Genomic DNA, 22,181 nt, shown 5'->3' on the forward strand with positions numbered 1-22,181 from the left:
TAGGAGTTGACGACCATGTCAAAATGGAAAGACAGGATGGCTATCATGGGATGGCATATTATTGGGATTTATATCCTGGCTTTTATCCTATTGATTTTTCTCTTTTACAATCATTGGATAATTGGCATTGTGATGACGGTTCTTTATGCTGTTTCGTTATATTACAGCGTCGAACGAGAGAAACAATTAGTGAATCAGACAGAAAAGTATATATCGATGCTTTCTTATCGGGTCAAAAAAGTGGGCGAGGAAGCCTTGTTAGAGATGCCACTGGGAATTGTTTTATATAATGAAAATGATCAAATCCAATGGACGAACCCTTATATGTGGCAATTTTCTCAAACGAAATCGTTGGTCGGTATGGATTTGGAGAAATTATCAGCGGATATTCTGTCTTATCTGAAAGAGGATAAAGAGCATTTTTGGCTGAAGATAGACCAATATGATTTTTATGTATACCACAAGAAAGAAGAACGCTTGTTATATTTCTTTGATCGTACCGAACAGATGGAAATCTACTGGCGTTATCAAAATGAAAAAACGGTATTAGCAACGATTTTTCTCGATAACTATGAAGAGATCACGCAAAATATGGATGATACACCGAAGAGTTATATCAATTCACAAGTGACATCTGCCCTTAATAAATGGGCGAACGAAAACGGTATTTATTTGAAGCGGACATCCCAAGAACGATTTATGGCGGTGCTGAATCAGAAGATACTGGCAAATTTGGAAAAAACAAAATTTGAAATTTTAGATCAGGTACGTGAACAGGTTTCTAATAATAATATCCCCTTAACCTTGAGTATTGGTGTAGGACTAGGCAACGAGCGGTTACCGGATCTTGGCGAGCTGACCCAATCGAGTCTGGACTTGGCTTTGGGACGCGGCGGCGATCAAGTGGTCATTAAAGACGGAGAGACGGGCAAGACACGTTTCTATGGAGGGAAAACAAATCCAATTGAGAAACGTACAAGGGTAAGGGCAAGAGTCATCTCCCATGCCTTGAAGGAGCTAGTGAAAGAAAGCAGTCGTGTCATGATCATGGGCCACAAAGCGCCAGACATGGATTCGATTGGTTCATCCATCGGGGTATTGAAAATTGTGGAGGCCAATGATACAGAAGGATTTATCGTATTAGACGAGGATGATGTGAACACAGGGGTGCAGCGTTTAGTGGAAGGAATTAGGGAAGATGAAGAGCTGTGGTCCCGTTTTATTGATCCCGTTTCTGCGATGGAGATGATTACTAAGGATACCTTGCTTGTCATTGTGGATACACACAAACCAGCTTTGGTGCAGGAAGAGAAGTTAATTGCCAAGACAGATCATGTCGTGGTGATTGATCATCACCGGCGTGGAGAAGAGTTTATTGATCACCCGACATTAGTCTATATGGAACCATACGCCTCATCAGCCAGTGAACTAGTAACGGAATTATTGGAATATCAACCGAATAAACTAGCGCTCAATATGCTGGAATCCACGGCCTTATTAGCGGGAATTATTGTCGATACGAAAAGTTTCACCTTAAGAACAGGTTCTCGGACCTTTGATGCTGCTTCCTATTTACGATCGAGAGGAGCGGACACTGTACTGGTGCAGAAGTTCTTGAAGGAAGATCTGGATATTTATGTGAAGCGAAGCAGATTAATTGAAAATACAAATATTTATCGTGATAATATTGCGATATCGGTAGGAAATTCACGAGAAACGTATGGTCCTGTTGTGATTGCACAAGCGGCAGATATCCTGCTTACCATGAGCGGTATTGAGGCCTCCTTTGTCATTTCAGAGCGTGAAGATGGCAGAATCGGTATTAGTGCCCGTTCCTTGGGTAATGTGAATGTACAGGTGATTATGGAGAAAATGAATGGCGGCGGGCACTTAACGAATGCTGCCACTCAATTAGATGAAATGGCCGTAATCGATGCTTATGAATGGTTAAAAGAAATCATAGATGAATTTTATGAGGGAGGAAATGAAGAATGAAAGTCATATTCACAGAAGACGTTAAAGGAAAAGGGAAAAAAGGCGAAGTAAAAAACGTATCAGATGGTTATGCTCGTAACTTTTTATTAAAATATAACAAAGCCGTCGAAGCAAATACCGCTAATCTAAAAGCACTTGAGGCAAAGAAAAATAAAGCAAAGAAAGAAGAACAGCAAGAGGTCGAAGAAGCAGAACAATTAAAAAAAGACTTAGCTGACATCGAAGTGAAGGTTACCGCTAAATCAGGAGATAATGGTCGTTTATTCGGTTCAATAACTAGTAAACAAATCGCCGAGGCACTGAAGAAAGGACATGATATCAAGCTGGATAAACGTAAAATTGAGCTTGATCAGCCTATCCGTGCGCTTGGTTATACCAACGTGCCGGTAAAGCTTCATCACGATGTAACAGGAACGATCCGTGTACATGTGGTAGAAGCATAACGAATGAAAGAATCGAAGTCTTGTCACAGCACAAGTGACGGGCTTCGTTAAAAAGGCAGCAAAGACACGGTGAAGTCCTGTGGGCAAAAGGTATTGCAAAACGCCTTTTGTACCTGTGCCTGGTGAAGGAGTGTACAAGTAATGTCAGATGTTGGGAGACAGCCGCCACATAATATGGAAGCCGAGCAAGCGGTACTGGGGGCTATATTCTTAGAACCAGAGGCGATTTCTAGTGCTTCGGAAATATTGATGCCAGAGGATTTCTATCGCGCTAGCCATCAAATTATCTTTCGTGTGATGATGGAATTAGCCGATAAATCAGAGCCAATCGATATTGTAACAACTACAACAATATTGGCAAATAAGCAGCAGCTGGATGACGTTGGTGGCGTTTCTTACCTAAGTGATGTAGCAAATGCTGTACCAACGGCTGCAAACATTTCGTATTATTGCCGTATCGTAGAGGAGAAATCCATCCTGCGCCGGTTGATACGGACGGCTACTGATATTGTCACCGACAGTTACAGCAAGGAAGACGAAGTAGCCGAGGTTCTAAATGAGTCCGAAAAACGTATTTTAGAGGTTTCGAATCGAAAAAATGCCTCTTCGTTCAAGAATATCAAAGACGTGTTAATCGAGGTCTATGATAATATCGATCAACTTCATAAGAATAGCGGCGAGGTAACCGGGATTGCTTCAGGATTCCGTGATTTAGATCGAATTACCTCTGGATTTCAGCGTAATGATTTAATTATTGTTGCTGCACGTCCGTCGGTAGGGAAGACGGCCTTTGCCTTGAATATTGCTCAAAATGTAGCGATTAAAACATCGGAAAACGTCGCGATTTTTAGTTTGGAGATGGGGGCAGATCAGCTTGTCTCCCGTATGCTCTGTGCCGAAGGAAATATCGATGCACAGCGTCTGCGGACGGGGGCGTTGGAAGAGGAAGACTGGAGCAGGCTTTCCATGGCGATGGGGAGTCTATCAAATGCTGGTATTTATATTGACGATACCCCAGGCATCCGCGTCAGTGAAATTCGTTCGAAATGTCGACGGTTAAAGCAAGAACATGGCTTGGGGATGATCTTGATCGATTATTTGCAATTAATCCAGGGAAGTATGGGTTCCACGGATAATCGCCAGCAGGAAGTTTCAGAGATTTCCCGTTCCTTAAAAGGGTTGGCAAGGGAACTTAATGTACCATTAATTGCTTTATCACAGCTGTCTCGTGGGGTAGAATCGAGACAGGACAAGCGTCCGATGATGTCGGACTTGCGTGAGTCGGGAAGTATCGAGCAGGATGCCGATATCGTTGGTTTCTTATACCGAGATGATTATTATGATCAAGAGTCAGAGAAACAGAATATCATTGAAATCATTATTGCCAAGCAGCGTAACGGTCCAGTTGGCACCGTAGACTTAGCCTTTGTCAAAGAATTTAATAAATTCGTGGATCTTGACCACCGCTATCAAGAAGGTGATATCCCGCCAGGATAAGGAGTAAATCCCCTTATGTTGGCGGTTTTTTGTGCGATAAGAAAGTATTCTTGATGTTATAGGATGTGGAACAATTTTACTTTGAATGCCGTATCAGACCAGATAGACGTTGTTTATTGATGGCATTTTGTAAAAAAGATAAATTCACTACGAATGAAGGTTTATTGACTCGGAAATAATCGCTACTCACCCTCAAATTCCCTCCATTTATCTAAAAACCACTGCATATTGGTCTAAAAGAAGCTATGCTATAACCACAAGCAAGTCATCCCATGCAGGAGGTTTTGGAAGTGGAGAATATAATAGAAGTGACATCCTTAGAGAAGGTTTTTGGTAAAAAGCAAGCATTACAAGACGTTTCCTTTCAAGTGAAGAAAGGAGAAACATTCGGTTTTTTAGGACCTAGTGGTTCCGGAAAAACAACGACCATCAAAATATTAACAGGGCAAATGAAGCAAACATCCGGTACAGCAAACGTGTTTGGCATGCCGGCCGCTAAATTAAATACACCAGAATATCGTAAAAGATTTGGAGTAGTTACGGATAATAGTGGTTTGTATACGAGATTATCGATTTATGACAACTTAAAACTTTACGCCGATTTATATGACGTACCGCTTCAACGAATTACAGAGGGATTGGAAGCCGTTAATTTGAAAGAGGAGCAGAAGACATTGGTTTCCAAGCTTTCTAAGGGAATGATCCAGCGTGTATTACTAGCCAGAACTCTGTTGCATCAGCCGGAGTTATTATTTTTGGATGAACCGACTTCCGCATTGGATCCGGCTAACTCCAAGCATATCCATCGTGGTCTGAAGGAATTAAATAGACAAGGAACAACGATCTTTTTGACTACTCACAATATGGAAGAGGCTGACCATATTTGTAACCAGGTTGCCTTTTTAAATAAAGGAGTTGTTCAGCTGTTAGATGAACCAAAACAGTTGAAGAAACAATATCGGGAAGATCTGATTGAGATAGAATTAAAAGACGGCACTACATTAGAACTGCCATTAAAAGCATCAAGTGCTGAGGAAATTCAACAATATATTTCCCGGGAAATGGTGGAGCGTATTTATACAAAAGAACCAACATTAGGAGATATCTTTGTAGAAGTGACAGGGAGGGAACTGGTATGACGTTTTCCGTCAAACGATTTACAGCCATTTTTCAAAAGGATTTTAAGGATTTATATCGAAATATGTATGTGTCCTCTACAGCAATCATGCCACTTATTTTCGCGGTGATATATGGACGAATGGATCAGGTAACCATCGAGATGCATTTGTTTGTCATTAGTATTTCACTTGCCTTGGTGGCTGCTTTTCTGCAGTGCGCGATGATAGCAGAAGAGAAAGAGAAAAACACTTTGCGAGGACTGATGTTATCTCCGGCTACGCTAACAGAAATATTGGCAGGGAAAAGTGCTGTCAGTATTCTGATGACTGTTGTTGTTGTGGGAATTAGTATGTTTCTTATGGATTTTTCATTGGCAGGAAGAGGCGCCCTAATAGCAGGGGTTGTGCTGACGCTTATTTTCTTTATTGGATTGGGAACATGGATGGGATTGATCACCAAAAGTGTTATTGAGGCCTCTGTCTATATCCTTCCAGTCATGTTTATCTTTGGCATGGGAAACATGTTCATGGCATTTGCAGATCAGTACAGCTTTTTAGAGATATTAGCATATACACCAGGAATTCAGTTGGAGGAAATCGCAGGATTAGAGGATTCGGGAGCTGGCTTGTCTGAATTAACGAAACCGTTTGCCATTATCGGTGCCTGGGTTGTCGTATCCATCACCTTGACTGTTATCACGTTTAGGAAACGGATGACAGATTAAACAAGTAAACGCAGTAACCTACCAAGCCAATGACAGGACAAAATCGTTCTGTCATTGGCTTTTGCTATCTTCATTGATAAACCAGTTCTTAAGATACATAAAAAAGTATATATTCACGAACATTTTTGATAATGCACTTCATATTGTTCGTAATTTAATTGACATTGCCGGATAAGCTTGGTAAAATTAGTTCGGAGTGAATAAATTAATAAGGCGGAGGTGCCGTTTATGTCTTCAGTAGTCGTTGTTGGAACACAATGGGGAGACGAAGGGAAAGGAAAGATCACCGACTTTCTTTCACAAAATGCAGAAGTAGTCGCACGTTATCAAGGTGGTAACAATGCAGGTCATACGATTAAGTTTGATGGTGTTACATATAAACTACACTTAATACCTTCAGGAATATTTTTCCAAGAGAAGGTGTGTGTACTAGGAAATGGTATGGTAATTGATCCAAAGGCGATGGTCGAGGAATTAAAATACTTAGATGATAAAGGGGTAAACACCGATAATTTACGAATCAGTAATCGGGCGCACGTGCTTTTGCCGTATCATATCAAATTAGATATGTTACAAGAAGAGGCGAAGGGCGTTAATAAAATTGGTACGACAGGCAAGGGGATCGGCCCTGCCTATATGGATAAAGCAGCGCGCGTTGGTATCCGTGTTGCCGATTTATTGGATAAGGATGCCTTCCGTGAGAAACTGGAAAGCAATTTGGAAGAGAAGAACCGTTTATTTGAAAAGGTATACGAGATCGAGCGCATGGAAGTTGAAGACATCATTGACGAGTATTATGCCTATGGTCAGCAATTAAAGAAATATGTGGTCGATACATCGGTTGTCTTAAATGATGCCCTTGACGCAGGTCGACGAGTGCTTTTTGAAGGGGCACAAGGGGTTATGCTGGATATTGACCAGGGTACTTACCCGTTTGTTACATCATCGAACCCGATTGCCGGCGGGGTAACGATTGGTTCAGGTGTGGGGCCATCCAAGATTGATCATGTGGTTGGCGTATCCAAGGCCTATACAACTCGTGTCGGTGATGGTCCGTTCCCGACAGAACTGGATGATGAAATAGGCCATCAGATTCGTGAAGTTGGCCGTGAATACGGAACAACCACTGGACGTCCGCGCCGTGTTGGTTGGTTTGACAGTGTAGTTGTCCGCCATGCTCGTCGTGTCAGCGGGATCACTGATTTGTCATTGAATTCGATTGATGTACTAACAGGTATTGAGACATTGAAGATTTGTACGTCATATAAATATCGTGGGGAAATCATCGAGGAATTTCCTGCCAGCTTAAAGGCCTTGGCAGAATGTGAACCAGTATATGAAGAAATGCCGGGCTGGACCGAGGATATCACGGGTGTGAAGAGCTTGCATGAACTGCCAGCAAATGCTCGTCATTATGTAGAGCGGATTTCCCAACTTACTGGTATTCCTTTATCAATCTTTTCTGTTGGACCAGACCGTTCTCAAACCAACGTCGTTCGCAGTGTCTATAGTAATTAACATAACAAACCGCTTCGTATCCATTACGAAGCGGTTTTCCTATATTTTTATGCGCTTTTTGTGTTTTTCTTATTCACTCAACTTTTGCACCTGAAAATAGGGGTGTATATATTGCCATTCTAAGATAATCAAGCTCTGCATTATAGTGATTACTTTTTGGTTAAGTGATCTTTTGTCTCGTTGATGTGAAGTTATTTTATAAGGTGCAAAATATTAATTATTTATTCAATTAAATAAGTTTAAACAGGTGGTGAAACATACATGCCAAAAGAAAGTAATTGGATATTTCAATTAGAAGATGAAGAGATTCGATTTATAAAGAATTTTATATTAAGTTCTGGCTCGCTTAAAGAATTGTCAAAAATATATACCGTTTCTTATCCAACCGTACGTAATCGATTAGATCATTTAATGGAACGAATAAAGCTAGTCGATGAAAAACAAGAAGACCCCTATGTACATTATATTAAAAAGCTCGCTTTGGATGATCAATTTACTTATGAAACGGCGAAACATCTAATTGAAAAATATAAAGAAAGGGTGAAAGAGAATGGATGAATTAATCTTGGGTCCAGATCTTCGAGTGATGATAATACTCATTGGATTTCTATTAGGAGCGTTGGAAATGATTTTAGTAAAAAAATTCGGGGTGAACTTATGGGTATTACCTATAATTACCTGGATAATCTCCGCAGGTCTTGCCTTAACCGTAAGTGCCACATTAGGAGCTTTCCCATCTTTAATGCTACTTGTCATCGTTCTTATTTTTTACATTAATGACCACTTTAATAAATTTAAATATCGAAACAATGCTGATGAAAAAATGAAAATTAAAGATTTAAAATAACGGATTTCCGCTCTAGTTAACGAATCATAAAAAAATCGACAATAGCTCAGTCGAAACCGAGCCATTATCAAAAGGGGAATCTACTATAATAGACGTATCACTTACTAAAAAAGTTTCAACTTTTGCAAAAAAATTTAAATAAAGTGAGATTTCATTCCAAAGAAAGTACTAATTCTTGGTATAACAGGACTTGGAATGGTGTTGACCTGGAACGAATCGCGAAACCGATCAGTTGGATGATGGAACGTAACGAGTCCGTCTATGTTATATCGTAAAGTTGATCGTTTGTCGGTGCTAGGCAGCGCTGCGGAAATAGGTTTCGCTTCGATGCACAGGACGTGCAAGTGCAGGCGTTACGACAGGAGGTCGTGATCTTAGCCTGCGAACCTTCGAGACAAGGCTTTAGCCTCCTCATCAGCAAGATCGCTTCCTGTGCGCTTTTCCCAATCAAAATAAAGGTGGATTATTGGTAAATACAGTCGATATCCTTTAAACTAGATAGACAGACACCTAAGACCCTTGTTACCATTATCGTAGCAAGGGTTTTTTACCAGATCAAGCATGCCGTACATATCGATGTTTTTTAGGGTGAAATGGAAATATAACCCTATGAAAAAATAAACACACTAGACAATAGAAGGAATAAGACATTTCCGTTCATTTCGGTTAGAATAGTAGTATAGGAAAAAGTGAAACTTCATTCAAAGGGCAAGACGCTGCGATTTTAGTCTGTTACCAAACCTATCATGAATGTTAGTTGAACCAATTGGGCAGTTAATGGCGGTTGGCATCTCCAAGTTTTCTTCGTTCTAGAAAAGGGAGTCATACAGCCAGTTACACTGCGATAAAATTATAGAAAAAAGGACGTGCTTTTATGAGTCAGAAAATCTTAGTAGTAGACGACGAAAAGCCAATCGCTGATATATTGAAATTCAATCTGGAGAAAGAGGGCTATGAGGTGGTACTGGCTTACGATGGTGATGAAGCCATTTCACAGGCGACTTCGGAAGATCCGGATCTTGTCTTGTTAGATATTATGCTGCCTAATAAAGATGGCAATGAAGTATGCCGTGAAATTCGTAAAACCCACAGCATGCCGATTATTATGTTGACAGCCAAGGATGCTGAGATTGATAAGGTACTTGGATTGGAGATGGGGGCAGATGACTATGTAACCAAACCGTTCAGCAATCGGGAATTAATTGCGCGGGTAAAGGCTAATCTGCGTCGTTTACAGGTAGAACCGACGAATCAAAAACGGGATAACAGTGATATTTCTATCGGTTCCTTGGTGATTCATCCCGATGCCTATACGGTGACGCGTGAGGGCGAATACATCGAATTGACCCACCGTGAGTTTGAGTTATTACATTATTTAGCGCGCCATATTGGTCAGGTCATGACACGTGAGCATTTATTGGAAACCGTCTGGGGCTATGATTACTATGGCGATGTCCGCACGGTGGACGTAACCGTTAGACGTCTTCGGGAAAAAATAGAGGATAATCCTAGTAATCCATTATGGATTGTGACTAGAAGAGGTGTAGGTTATTATCTGCGGAATCCTGAACAGGAGTAAATTCGATGAATAAGGTTAGTTTTTTTCAGTCGATTCGTGTCAAGATTATCATTGTCTTAACCTTGTTCTTATTATTGGCCATCCAGGTGATTGGCGCCTATTTTGGTCAGAAGCTAGAAGAGAGTTTGTTAGAGAATCATAAACAGAACGTAGAGGACCGCTTGCAAGTATTGGTATCTAACTTGGAAGAGCCTTTTCGTAAAGAACGGACGGAAGATTCGGAAGGACCGAGTTTGACAGAGGAAGTAAGGGATATTACCTCGCGCTACTCCAGTGAGATGTTCTCCGATTTACAGGTGGTTGATTCACAGTTCCGCGTGCTTGGGTCCAATCAAGTAGATATGATTGGCAAGAAGATATCAGGCAACAGCAGTATCCGCGATGCCCTTCAATATCGCAATGCAGATGAAGCCATCCGGCGAAATAAGCAAACTAACGATCGGGTTTTTGTGCGGGCTTTGCCGATTACGGATGGTGATGTATCAGTCGGGGCCATCTATGTCGAGGCCTCTGTTGAGGAGGTCTATGACCAGCTGCGGGAAATTAACCAGATTTTTTTAAATGGTACAATTTTGGCCGTAGTAGTCTCGATTATCATCGGTATTCTGGTAGCTAGGTCGATCACCAAACCGATTACAGAAATGCGTAAACAGGCGATGGGCATGGCTCGTGGTGATTTTTCTCGAAAGGTAAACGTCTATGGACAGGACGAAATCGGGCAGCTTGCTTCGACTTTTAATGATATGAATGACAGGCTGAAGCTGGCCAATCAGACGACTGAAGAAGAACGACGTAAGTTGAGCTCTGTGCTTTCCAATATGTCCGACGGGGTGATTGCCACCGATGAGAGTGGGCTGGTAACCTTAATGAATGCCCCGGCAACACAATTAATTGGCATGTCCTTATATGAAGTCAAAGGAAAACCCATCATGGATGTGCTGCAGATCGAGGATAAAGCCATCGAACTAGAAGAATTAGAAGATACGGGCTCTTTAACGATTGACTTTAGTGATGACAATGAGCTCTTTTTGATTAAGGCGAACTTCTCGATCGTAGAAGATGAAGATGGCAAATTCAGTGGATTAATTACGGTGATTAGTGACGTAACGGAACAAGAGAAAGTAGAACGAGAACGAAAAGAGTTTGTTTCCAATGTATCGCATGAATTGCGCACTCCGTTAACGACGATGCGTAGTTACTTAGAGGCGCTTACAGATGGCGGGGCCTTAGAGAATAAGGAACTAGCGCCAAAATTCTTGAGTGTGACACAGACCGAGACGGAACGGATGATTCGCTTGGTAAATGATCTGTTGCAGCTATCGAAAATGGATCATAAAGAAAAGGTGATGTACAAAAAAATCATCGATATGACACCGGTATTTCACCTTATCCTGGACCGGTTTGAAATGAATGAGAAAGGACGAATCCGTATTGAACGGAATATCCCGAAAGAATCCATTTATGTGTGGGTGGATCAGGATAAGATTACCCAGGTAATGGATAATGTGATTTCCAATGCGATTAAATACTCCCCAGAGGGAGGCAAGATTACCTTTCACGTGGTCAAAGAAGCACACCGCGTAAGGGTAAGCATCCGTGATCAAGGGGTAGGGATTGCCTCAGAGAAGGTAGATAAGATATTCGACCGGTTTTATCGAGCGGATAAGGCACGTTCACGTGAATTGGGCGGTACGGGCTTAGGCTTGGCTATTTCCAAGGAAATCGTCGATGCCCATCACGGGAAAATCTGGGCCACCAGTGAAGAAGGAAAAGGAACAACGGTTTACTTCACGCTTCCGTTGCCGAATCGAAAGCGAGGTAATCAGCAATGAAATTGAATGTGGAATTTCTCAAGACCGTCTTACTCGTTTTCTTAGTTGCGCTAAGCTTGCTGTTAACCCTAGGACTATGGACTTTCCAAGGAGATTATGAGACGTCCAATAGTGATATGGCAGCGGACGCGCAGATGAATGGCACCACGGATGACAAGCAGAACCTTGTTTGGCCTAACCAATTATTACTTCATGATGGTGACGCACCTTTCGCTCTCCAAGATAAAACGGTGGAAAGGGATATATTTAATGATATTGCTAGTTGGACGATCTATGATTTTGAGATAATGACAGAGGAGAATGCATTCGAACGTAGTAATTACAGCCAGGTAGCAGAAATCGTTTTTCCAACGGATATTCCTTTTTCTTCGATTAGAGATATCTTTCCAGCTGTGGATGACACGATGCGTTTTGATGGCAAATTTAAACGAATCTATATTATTTTAGATGAAAATCTGTCGAACAACCAGATTATTTTTGATAATGAAAATGACGGTGGCGTTGATATCACGGCAAGTGTTCAGAATATTAATCAAGTCATCGAATACTTTATGAATCAGCGGGAAGAGAACGATCTTACCGAATTGATAGAGGCGACGATTAATAATGACAGAACCGTCTATATACCAAAAAAACCAGAAATTAACGGCCGGATGGTACGTTTTGAAACGATCAATGCCGATTCAACTAACTTTTTGAATATTTTCTTCCGTAAGCCATCAACGGTTGCTAGCTCACCGGATATACAGGGTGGTACGGTATATAGTGATGGTCAACGGGAACTGGCTGTTCGTGATTATGCTATGGAATACACGAACTTCTCGATTTCTGATGCACAGGATGCCGATTTAGAAGAACCGATGAATCCGTCCGATTATCTATTGAGCAGTGCGATTAGCCATATTAACTCGCATAATGGCTGGTTTATGGGACAGGGCACTTATTATCGTTTGTCCGGTTTAAGTGATGTTAGTCAAACGGTGGAATTTCGCCTGACACATGACAATTATCCAGTTTTTTCTACACAGGGATTAGCTAGTATTAACATTATGTATCAGAACCAGAGTGTTTACCGCTACAGTCGTCCATTAATGAATTTGACGCGATCCTATGAACGATCGGCAACGGATTTGATGACAGGTGGAGAATTGAAAGATTATCTGGATGAGTCGGAGCGCTTTGATTGGAGTCAAATATTAGATATTCAACTAGGCTATAAGCTGGAACAGCAGCCAGGTGGTCAATATTTCGCCTTGATTCCCACGTGGTGTGTAGAAACGTATAGTGGCTGGGAGTACATTTCTAGTGATGTAGCGCCAGCGAACCAAGGGGGGAAACCAGATGCAATGGGGACAAATTAAGACATTATTTATCCTTTGTTTTCTTGTTTTGGATATTTTCCTCTTACACCACTTTATCAACAACCCAAGATCGAATATTGAGTTGACCGAAGATGTCCCACAGGAAGAGAACCTGCGTAATAATGTCAATGGATTGGATAATCTGCCATCCGATCCGCCCGTGGAAGAAGCGATGCTGTATGCAGAGCAAAAAGAATTAAGCGGAGAAGATGTCGAGGCCATCAATGCGTTGCCTGAACAATCCAGTGTGATATTGGATAATCATTTGATTATTTCACGATTTAATGAGCCCTTAGATGTAGATATAGATGAAAATCCGGAAGCCGTGGGCAACTATATTTGGCATTTTGAAGAGTATAGTTATTTTGGCAAGGATGAAGAAACCAATACCCATATTTACTTTCAAAACTTAGAGCGGCCGATTTATTTCAACCACAGTGCCGTTATTCTTGTCCAGGAAAATGAACAAGGACAGCCTGTGAACTACTTACAGACTGGTCTGGCGCAAACTCCTGAGCCACAAGAAGAGGAGGAAATCAATCATCCTTTTGCCGCCTTGGATGTGCTGTATTCCCGGGGAGGTTATATTAACTCCGGTGATGAGATTACCAGTGAAGTGACCTTGGGTTATCACAACTTGCTTCCACTGCCAAATGGCGTGCAGGTGCTTGCCCCTACTTGGGAATTTGAAGTGAATGAGGATGAATATTTTTATGTGAATGCCTTTGAAAGACATATCACGGCGCGTAATACCAGTGAATTCATTGATGAAATGCGCACACAGACGAATCAATACTTTAGTGGCGGCAGCAGTGTAGATATGCAGGCGGCTGATGATTCATGGGACGAAGAACAGGTGGATGAATTTCTCGAAGAGTTAATCAATCAATTTCAAGAAATAGATGGAGTGGAGTAAGATGACGATGCAATTTAGTGTACTAGCTTCAGGCAGTACGGGGAATGCTTTTTATATAGGAACAGAAAAAGAGAGGATCTTAGTAGACGCTGGTTTAAGTGGAAAAGAAATGACGCGGTTATTTTCTGAGATCCATGTCGATCCCAGCAGCCTATCGAGGATTCTGGTCACACATGAGCACAGTGACCATATTAAAGGGTTAGGCATTTTTGCTAGAAAATATAACCTGCCGATTTATGCCAATGAAAAGACATGGAAGGCGATGGAGTCTTCGATAGGCAAGATTGCACTGGACCAGAAATTCCTGTTTGATATGGAAACGGTCCAGACGTTCGGTGATATGGATGTAGAGTCCTTTGCGGTTTCCCATGACGCAGCAGATCCAATGTTTTACACTTTTCATCATCATGGTAAGAAGGTAGCACTTGTTACGGATCTAGGCTATGTATCGGAACGTATCAAGAAAACCGTAGAGGCTGCCGATGCCCTGATATTTGAGGCGAACCATGATGTGGAAATGCTGCGGATGGGACATTATCCCTGGAGCGTCAAACGCCGTATTCTAGGTGATAGTGGGCATGTTTCCAATGAAGATTGTGCCTTTGCCCTACAGGATATTATTGATAATCAAACCAAGCGTATTTATTTGGCTCATTTAAGCAAAGATAATAACATGAAGGATTTAGCAAGAATGTCGGTAACCAACAGCTTAACCGAGTATGGTTTTGATATTGGTAATAAACTTATGCTGCACGACACTGATCCCAAGGTGCCGACACCGCTTTATCAGGTTATTTAATCGGTATCCCTCTTAAGAGCAGATGAAGGCGGACAAGCAGCCGCCTCCCTGCCTTTGTTCCTCTAATAAAACAAGGTAGAAGGTGATGTAATGGGCTATTACGATGATCATTATCAATCTCCAACCCGAAAGAAATCAAAGAAAAAAAGCTGGTTGATGCCGTTTGTGATTGGTATCGTCCTTGGTGCTTTTTTGTTTGCGGTGCTTTTACCAGCCTTAGTGAATCATAACCTCCTTCCCTACACCGTTATCGTTGGCAATCAAGATAATCACATTGCGGAAACACCATCAGAAAATACCTCCCCTCCCACAACTCGGGAGCAGATAGAGGTAGATATTTCCTCTGCCGTTTCTGACATTGTCAGTGACATTGCCCCTGCCGTCGTAGGTGTGATTAACATCCAGAATCAATTTAATTTATGGGAACAAGAAGGAAATGGAGAAGAAGGCACCGGTTCAGGAGTGATATACAAGATAGACGGAGATACTGCTTATATTGTGACCAATCATCATGTTATTCAAGGTGCCGATCAGGTAGAGATTGTGCTTTCAGATGAAACAAGAGTGGAAGCAAGCTTAATTGGCAGTGATATGTACACCGACTTAGCTGTGATTGAAATGGACGCTGAATATGCAACTCGGGCGATAGAAATGGGTCAGTCCAGTGATGTGCATGTAGGGGAACCAGCAATTGCGATTGGCAACCCTTTAGGTATGCATTTATCTGGTTCCGTCACACAAGGGATCATTAGCGGAAAACAGCGGGCAATTCCACAGGATTTTGATATGGACGGCCGCGCCGATTGGCAGTCAGAAGTTATTCAAACCGATGCCGCCATTAACCCAGGTAATAGTGGTGGGGCTTTATTAAATATGAAGGGCCAGCTAATCGGAATCAATTCGATGAAAATTGCCCAGTCTGCTGTCGAAGGAATTGGTTTTGCTATTCCGATTGATGATGCTATCCCTGTGATAGAGGAACTAGAGCAAGATGGTGAAGTAACCAGAGCCTATTTAGGAGTAGAGGCATACTCTCTAGAGGATATTGCCCAAGCGGAATGGGAGCGCACCTTACATCTACCGAGCGAGGTAGATGCAGGTATTTATGTCCGAAGTGTGGAGCCAGCCTCGCCAGCTGCTCAAGGTGGTATAAAGGCCTATGATGTGATCGTTGCCCTAGATGGCAATCCCATCAACAATGTCGTTGATCTGCGCAAGCATCTCTATTCTGATAAAGAGGTAGGCGATGACTTAACGATTAGCTATTACCGTGACGGTGAACAGGCAGAAACAACAGTACAATTAACAACCATCGCCTACTAAATCAGCTGTGGACAAACCCAAACCAATGTTTGTCCACAGTTTTTATAAGTTATGCACAAAGTGTGGATAATACTAGGGATAACTAGCTATATATGGTGGAGAACATTAATTCCGATACGATATACATACGACTTTTGTGAGTATGTTCATAACTTTGTGGATAACTTGTTTAAATCTCCTGGATTTATGTGTATATGTGGGTAAAAAGCATAAAACCACAGCCATTGTGTACAAAAATGTGGATAAGTGATACATGCAAAAAGCCGTCCACATGTTGATAATATTGATTGATTTTCCGCGAGCAACATAGTATCGTTTAAATAGAAAAGACAATAAATTAAGGGAGAGCTTTTTTTATGTATACAGAGCCAATTTTTCTGCAGCCCATTTTCAAAGAGAGGATATGGGGCGGTGAGAAGCTTCATAGTGAGTTTCATTATACCATTCCTTACAAACATACGGGAGAGGCATGGGCGATTTCTGCGCATGAAAATGGACCAAGTCAAATCATTAATGGAGATTTACAAGATGAGTCCTTATTAACAGCTTGGGAAAAGCATGGAGAATTATTCAAGAAATCTGTGGATAACAATGAAGCTTATCCACTGTTAATAAAAATTCTAGACGCTAATGATAATCTGTCAGTGCAGGTTCACCCGGATGATCACTATGCAAGAGAGCAAGCCGGTGAAGCTTATGGCAAAACAGAATGCTGGTATGTATTAAGCGCGGAAGAGGACGCCGAATTAATTATCGGCCACCATGCCGAAACACGAGAACAGTTAGAGCAGTGGATCCATGAGGGTGCTTGGGATCAACTGCTGCGCAAAGTGAAGGTACAAGCCGGTGATTTTGTCTATGTACCAAGCGGCACGATCCATGCGATTGGCAAGGGCATTGTCATTCTGGAAACGCAGCAAAGCTCCGATATTACCTATCGGGTATATGATTATGATCGCACGGACGATGAAGGTAATCCGAGGGAGTTACATCTGGAAGATGCGATTGCGGTAACCACTGTTCCACATGAAACACCGCAGTTGAATCAACAGGTTATCCACAAGCAAGACCTTACGGAAAGAAAATTAGTCGAAGAACAATATTTCACCGTCTATCACTGGAAGTTAGCTGGCGAAGCAGAGCTAGAACGGAAAGCCGATTTTCTGCAAGTGAGCGTGATCGAAGGCAATGCAACGATTACGACAAATGGAAAAGAAAATCAGCTTAAAAAAGGCGATCATTTTATTATTCCAGCGACGATTGATCAGTATAAGCTGGAGGGCAATGCAGCGTTCATTGTATCGCATACGTGATATTCACAAACAAAAGACAGGCAGGAATCTTGGAAAATCAGGGTTCCTGTCTGTCTTTTATTAACATGACTATTTGACCAGCTGTAAAAATTCGTTAAGCTTTCTTCGCGCGTCCGGGCTTAATGTTTTAACGGTATGCATTAGTTGAATAAGGTCTTCAGGCATTTCTTCTAGTTCCGAGGAGAAAAAAGTAGAAAGGTTGGAGCCAAGTACCGTTAGAATATTCTCCAGCATCCCAATATCGGGTAACGCCTTACCATTTTCAAAACGGCTGATATAAGACTGCGACACATTTACCTTGTCTGCCACTTCTTGTGTTGTCATATGTTGAGCCTTCCTCAAAGCCCGTAATTGCACACCAATTCTATTATTATCCATCATGCAATACTCCTTTAACGATCATATAAATCTAGTGTAACGTGGTTAGCGGAAAATCTCAGAAATAATGGTGTTTTAGAATTAATAATCGTTAAAATATTTACTTTTAGAACTTTAAAGTATAAAATGAAGGTAACTTTATTACTAATTTTCTATTTGTATTAACATAAAATTGAGAACAGGTGGTGTTACTATGGGAGAAATGGTAGGTCAAGAAAGAAAGAAGAGAGATCCCCTAGACAGTGTGGAAATATGTCGTAGTTGCTTGTGAGATATATGAAAAGGGATAATAGAGATTCAGTTTTTTCCAAGATTATTTTACAAATAGAAATAATGGATCGGTGAAAAATAAACAAATAATATAAATGATAGTGTATATAACTGTATGATGTCACAGTCCTTTACTCTGATGTGGATGGTGTATAACCTCCAACCAGGATAAAGGATTTTTATGCAGGCAGTATTATCAAACTATTACTAAGAATCTTACCCATAAAAAAATGACATACTTCAGCATATGAAAAATAGAATAGACTAACAAAGAAATATAATGTACACTTGACAAATTTCATTAATTAGGATAAACTCCAAAATTAAGTTTATCGAATGAACAAAGTAAGTTATTTTATTCAAAACAAATATAATCCTTTTATTGGTGCAAATATTGAAAGCGGATACTTTGGGTGGGAAATAAACATGGAAAGGAGTGGAATGGGCATCTTTTGCAATGAAATAATCATAAGGGTGGGGTGAAAATGAGAAAGAACGGCTCATTATTTGTTTTTCTGATGTTGATAATAGGCATCACTGTACTTGCTGGTTGTACTTTCTCATCTGCTGAAGAAAAGAAACAATTAAGAATCTGGACCTTCACAGATGAGGCCAATTTTGCGGTAGAGAAATTTCAGGAAAGACACCCAGAGATTGATGTAGACTTGCTATTTATCACCAATGATAACTATGTACAAAAGCTGATTTCCGTTTTACAGGTGGAAAAGAATGTACCTGATGTGTTTTTTGTAGAAAAAAGTTACTGGGCTCAGATCAGACAAATTCCGAGACTGGAAGATTTGTCCCAAGCACCGTATAACGCAGAAGAAATACTAGAACAGCAATATTCTTATATTCAAGATTTCGAGAGGGATGAAGAAGGTATTATTCGAGGATTGGGCTATCAAGGAACGCCGGGAGGTTTCTTCTATCGCCGTGATCTCGCGCAGGAGTATTTAGGCACGGATGATCCGGATGAGGTGAGTGAACGGATCTCCAGCTGGGATAAGATTATGGAGATTGGCAAAAAGGTTGTCGATGAAAGTGATGGAGAAGTCCATGCCCTGTCTAACTGGAATGATATCGGCACAGTTGAAAATGATGATATCACAGAGCCATGGGTGGTAGATGAGAAACTAGTAATTGACCCAGTGAGAGAGAATGTCGTAGAGCTTGCCAAAGAAGCTAGAGAAGAGAATATTATTGCCAATTATGAGGCATGGGGACCAGCATGGACGGCTTCTATGCAGCAGGGGACGGTTATGTTTTACCCGCAGCCTACTTGGGGTTTGCCTTATATCTTTGAAAGCAATGCACCGGAGACATCCGGTCAATGGGGGTTGACCCATGGACCGAAGGCCTTTAGCGGTGGTGGTACCTTTCTGGCGATGTATAACCAGAGTGAGAATAAAGATATCGCCTGGGAGTTTATGAAATTTTATACGACGGATAGAGAATTTTTGAAAGAATTGGCGGAGACAGAACAGTACTTCTTGAGTAATCAAGAGATCAATGAAGAGTTAGCTCCGGAATTAACCTCTGATTTTCTGGGAGGACAGCATTACTTTAAATTCTTTAATGAGGCAGGACAGGAAGTGCCGTCTTCTCCACAGACACCGTACGACAATGATATCGGCGCTTTATGGGATGAGAAGGTAAATGATTATTTGAACGGCAGGTTAGAGTCCAAAGAAGATATGATTCAATCATTTAAGACAGAAGTCGGTCACCATTTTCCGGAAATAGAAGTAGAATAGCAGCCATTTGGTGTTGCGGAGGAGGAAAAATATGTTTTCAAAGACATTGCGCAAAGATAATTATGGCTATCTGTTTATCGCTCCGTTCTTTGTTATCTTTATTGTATTTGGCTTATATCCGATCCTGTATTCCTTTTATTTAAGCTTTACCGATTGGGACGGTTTTACCAGTCCGGTTATCGTAGGATTTGAAAATTATCAGCGGCTGTTAGGCGACTTCTTTTTCTATAAAACCTTGTTCAATACATTAGCGATCTGGATTGTTTCGGTTATCCCACAGCTAACGATCAGCTTAGTGCTGGCGGTGATTCTGCATGAAAAGTTTGTCAAAGGGAAGAGCTTCTTCCGAGCGGTCTTCTTTTTTCCAAACATTGTTACGGCGGCGTCATTGGGCTTACTGGTGGCCTTAATCTTCAGCTGGCAGACGGGGAGCTTTAATCAGTTCTTGATGGCTATGGGGATTATCAGTGATCCGATCCAATGGACAGACAAGCCTTATTTTATGAGAGGGCTCGTATCCTCCATTCTGTTTTGGCAGTATTTCGGTTACTCGATGATTATTTATATCGCTGGTCTGCAGGGTATTTCAAGGGACCTACTAGAAGCGGCTGAAATGGATGGCGCTTCCAAGATAAAGGTTTTCTTTCGGATTACTTTGCCGCTATTAAGACCGATTATCCTTTTCCAAGTGGTGACTTCTATTATTGGCGGGATGCAGATTTTTGATCAACCATATACCTTAACGGATGGATCAGGACAGCCGGATAATGCGACATTAACTAGTGTGATGTATTTATACGAGACGGCATTTACCCGTTATCAATACGGTTACGGTTCAGCGGTTGCCTTCGGGTTATTCCTGGTTATTGTTGTCTTCTCGATTATATCGTTTACCACGATGAATATCCGAACGAAAAATCAACAAAATTAAGGAGGGAATAGGATTATGGCACAGCTCAATGCGGAAGTTATCGAGAAGAAGACAGCCAGGATGAAAAAAATAAAACCTAGTCATGTGATGATTCATATTTGTCTTATTTTACTGGCGATCATTTGTATTGTTCCTTTCTATATCATGATTGTTTACGGGACACATACCAACGCCGATATTGCCTCGTCATTTATTTTTTGGCCGGGGGAAGCATTGCTGGACAACTATCAGTACATGGTCGAGAACATTGATATCTGGCGGGGGTTTCTAAACAGCATGATTATTGCCGGTTGTTCCACGGCGCTCACCCTTTATTTTGGCGCCTTAAATGCCTATGGCTTTGCCAAATATAAGTTTCGTGGTAACAAAATCTTATTTTGGTTTGTATTGGCGACCATGATGGTACCCCAGCAATTAGGGCTGGTGGGGACGTTTCGAATTATGTATATGTTGAACCTGTTGGATACACACTTGGCGTTAATCTTACCAGCAGCTGCCAATGCCTTTGCCGTCTTCTTTGTTAAACAGTTTATTGATGGGACCATTCCCGATGAGGTGATTGAGTCGGCAAGGGTGGATGGTGCTAGTGAATTCAGAACCTTTAATCGCATTATTCTGCCCATGTTAGCCCCAGCGTTAGCGGCATTAGGGATATTCGCCTTTATCGGATCTTGGAACAATTTTATCGGGCCATTAGTGCTCCTTTTTTCCAATGAAAAGTATCCACTACCACTCTTAGTGCAATTGCTGCAGGGCTATTATGGCACGAATTACGGCGTTCAATACCTAGGTGTTGCCTTATCCGTCCTGCCAATTATTATTGTGTTTGCGATCTTCTCGAAGCGGATTATTGGCAGTGTTGCTATTGGCGCGGTAAAAGGTTAGGACATTTATTCTGAGGGGAAAGGGGTGGAGGAGGTGCAGTTACATGGTTTGATGAAGGTATTTTATCAAGCAGGAGTTTGGGTGATTCGACTTGTCTATCTCAATCTATTATGGGTAGGTTTTACGATCTTAGGTCTGGTCGTATTTGGCTTTATGCCGGCAACCGTCAGCTTATTCGCGGTTTTGCGGCAATGGATACATGGGAATGAAGATATGGCTATATTGTAAGCGATCAATAACCAAGTATCTATAAATGCAGCATCACCTCCTATACACTTATGGTAAGACAAAGATACAGGAGGTTTTTCTATTTGATTGTTAATTTAAAGCAAGCGAAAGGGTTTTATATTGTATGTGGAAAAACAGACATGCGGTATGGGATTGATTCGTTGGCTTATACGGTGCAATCCCAATTCCATTTAGATCCTTTTCAAGAAGCGTTGTTTTTCTTTTGTGGAAACAAGCAGGATCGCTTCAAGATGTTGCATTGGGATGGAGAAGGTTTCTGGCTGTTATATAAACGGTTTGAAAATGGGCAATTAAAATGGCCTCGAACGACCAAAGAAGCCCGGGAACTGACCAGTCAACAAGTGGATTGGCTACTCCGTGGTTTTTCGATTGATCCACCGATACAAATCGCTTCTTCTCGCGCCTTTTATTAAATAAAGAGTGCTTTTATATCCCTTTTATGGTA

At 41.4% G+C, this 22,181-nt stretch carries 21 protein-coding genes; 20 read left to right on the plus strand and 1 reads right to left on the minus strand.

Going from position 1 to position 22,181, the window contains the following annotated elements; genetic code table 11:
• Window positions 1-15 precede the first annotated feature (15 nt).
• The 15 genes from BN6556_RS19920 (at window position 16) to manA (ending at window position 17,266) form a co-directional block, all read left to right on the plus strand.
• A complete protein-coding gene (locus BN6556_RS19920) occupies window positions 16-1,995 on the plus strand; it encodes a DHH family phosphoesterase (RefSeq protein WP_066195441.1) in 1,980 nt (659 codons plus the stop codon).
• Window positions 1,992-2,438 (plus strand): 50S ribosomal protein L9, encoded by a 447-nt coding sequence (gene rplI, locus BN6556_RS19925; RefSeq protein WP_066195444.1) that lies wholly within the window; start codon window positions 1,992-1,994, stop codon window positions 2,436-2,438. The genes BN6556_RS19920 and rplI overlap by 4 nt, the downstream gene beginning before the upstream one ends.
• 141 nt (window positions 2,439-2,579) lie before the next feature.
• Window positions 2,580-3,935 (plus strand): replicative DNA helicase, encoded by a 1,356-nt coding sequence (gene dnaB, locus BN6556_RS19930; protein WP_066195449.1) that lies wholly within the window; start codon window positions 2,580-2,582, stop codon window positions 3,933-3,935.
• 290 nt (window positions 3,936-4,225) lie between these two features.
• Window positions 4,226-5,074 carry an ABC transporter ATP-binding protein gene (locus tag BN6556_RS19935; RefSeq protein ID WP_066195452.1) on the plus strand — a complete coding sequence of 283 codons (849 nt, stop codon included), beginning with the start codon at window positions 4,226-4,228 and terminating at the stop codon, window positions 5,072-5,074.
• Window positions 5,071-5,778, plus strand: coding sequence for an ABC transporter permease (locus tag BN6556_RS19940; RefSeq protein WP_066195456.1), 708 nt, complete (start codon window positions 5,071-5,073; stop codon window positions 5,776-5,778). The genes BN6556_RS19935 and BN6556_RS19940 overlap by 4 nt, the downstream gene beginning before the upstream one ends.
• A gap of 228 nt (window positions 5,779-6,006) precedes the next feature.
• Window positions 6,007-7,296 (plus strand): adenylosuccinate synthase, encoded by a 1,290-nt coding sequence (locus BN6556_RS19945; protein WP_066195459.1) that lies wholly within the window; start codon window positions 6,007-6,009, stop codon window positions 7,294-7,296.
• Between the two features lie 261 nt (window positions 7,297-7,557).
• A complete protein-coding gene (locus BN6556_RS19950; protein WP_066195462.1) occupies window positions 7,558-7,854 on the plus strand; it encodes a DUF2089 family protein in 297 nt (98 codons plus the stop codon).
• Complete coding sequence (locus BN6556_RS19955; protein WP_066195465.1) at window positions 7,847-8,143, plus strand: hypothetical protein; 297 nt, start codon at window positions 7,847-7,849, stop codon at window positions 8,141-8,143. The genes BN6556_RS19950 and BN6556_RS19955 overlap by 8 nt, the downstream gene beginning before the upstream one ends.
• Window positions 8,144-9,017: 874 nt before the next feature.
• Window positions 9,018-9,722: a response regulator YycF gene (gene yycF, locus BN6556_RS19960; RefSeq protein WP_066195467.1), complete on the plus strand. Its 705-nt coding sequence runs from the start codon at window positions 9,018-9,020 to the stop codon at window positions 9,720-9,722.
• A 5-nt stretch (window positions 9,723-9,727) separates the two neighbouring features.
• Window positions 9,728-11,554, plus strand: a complete 1,827-nt coding sequence (gene walK, locus BN6556_RS19965; protein WP_066195470.1) for a cell wall metabolism sensor histidine kinase WalK — start codon at window positions 9,728-9,730, stop codon at window positions 11,552-11,554.
• Complete coding sequence (locus BN6556_RS19970; RefSeq protein WP_066195473.1) at window positions 11,551-12,915, plus strand: YycH family regulatory protein; 1,365 nt, start codon at window positions 11,551-11,553, stop codon at window positions 12,913-12,915. The genes walK and BN6556_RS19970 overlap by 4 nt, the downstream gene beginning before the upstream one ends.
• Window positions 12,896-13,831: a two-component system regulatory protein YycI gene (locus tag BN6556_RS19975; protein ID WP_066195476.1), complete on the plus strand. Its 936-nt coding sequence runs from the start codon at window positions 12,896-12,898 to the stop codon at window positions 13,829-13,831. The genes BN6556_RS19970 and BN6556_RS19975 overlap by 20 nt, the downstream gene beginning before the upstream one ends.
• Window position 13,832: 1 nt before the next feature.
• Window positions 13,833-14,630 carry an MBL fold metallo-hydrolase gene (locus BN6556_RS19980; RefSeq protein WP_066195479.1) on the plus strand — a complete coding sequence of 266 codons (798 nt, stop codon included), beginning with the start codon at window positions 13,833-13,835 and terminating at the stop codon, window positions 14,628-14,630.
• Window positions 14,631-14,720: 90 nt separating this feature from the next.
• Window positions 14,721-15,953: a S1C family serine protease gene (locus tag BN6556_RS19985; protein WP_066195482.1), complete on the plus strand. Its 1,233-nt coding sequence runs from the start codon at window positions 14,721-14,723 to the stop codon at window positions 15,951-15,953.
• Between the two features lie 356 nt (window positions 15,954-16,309).
• Window positions 16,310-17,266 carry a mannose-6-phosphate isomerase, class I gene (gene manA / locus BN6556_RS19990; RefSeq protein WP_066195485.1) on the plus strand — a complete coding sequence of 319 codons (957 nt, stop codon included), beginning with the start codon at window positions 16,310-16,312 and terminating at the stop codon, window positions 17,264-17,266.
• A 69-nt stretch (window positions 17,267-17,335) separates the two neighbouring features.
• Here manA and BN6556_RS19995 read toward each other — a convergent pair whose 3' ends face one another.
• Entirely contained in the window at window positions 17,336-17,647 is a 312-nt protein-coding gene (locus BN6556_RS19995; protein ID WP_078060176.1) for a helix-turn-helix domain-containing protein, read from the minus strand.
• A gap of 752 nt (window positions 17,648-18,399) precedes the next feature.
• Here BN6556_RS19995 and BN6556_RS20000 point away from each other — a divergent pair.
• The 5 genes from BN6556_RS20000 to tnpB all read left to right on the plus strand — a co-directional run bounded on the left by BN6556_RS20000 (window position 18,400) and on the right by tnpB (window position 22,149).
• Entirely contained in the window at window positions 18,400-19,671 is a 1,272-nt protein-coding gene (locus BN6556_RS20000) for an ABC transporter substrate-binding protein (protein WP_066195489.1), read from the plus strand.
• A 31-nt stretch (window positions 19,672-19,702) separates the two neighbouring features.
• Entirely contained in the window at window positions 19,703-20,602 is a 900-nt protein-coding gene (locus BN6556_RS20005) for a carbohydrate ABC transporter permease (RefSeq protein WP_066195493.1), read from the plus strand.
• A 15-nt stretch (window positions 20,603-20,617) separates the two neighbouring features.
• Window positions 20,618-21,487, plus strand: a complete 870-nt coding sequence (locus tag BN6556_RS20010) for a carbohydrate ABC transporter permease (protein WP_078060177.1) — start codon at window positions 20,618-20,620, stop codon at window positions 21,485-21,487.
• A 33-nt stretch (window positions 21,488-21,520) separates the two neighbouring features.
• Complete coding sequence (locus tag BN6556_RS20015) at window positions 21,521-21,715, plus strand: DUF624 domain-containing protein (protein WP_235817557.1); 195 nt, start codon at window positions 21,521-21,523, stop codon at window positions 21,713-21,715.
• Window positions 21,716-21,798: 83 nt separating this feature from the next.
• A complete protein-coding gene (gene tnpB, locus BN6556_RS20020) occupies window positions 21,799-22,149 on the plus strand; it encodes an IS66 family insertion sequence element accessory protein TnpB (protein WP_205410304.1) in 351 nt (116 codons plus the stop codon).
• Window positions 22,150-22,181 lie beyond the last annotated feature (32 nt).

Origin of the sequence: Gracilibacillus timonensis (assembly GCF_900086715.1) — a bacterium.
Taxonomy (GTDB): Bacteria; Bacillota; Bacilli; order Bacillales; family Amphibacillaceae; genus Gracilibacillus; species Gracilibacillus timonensis.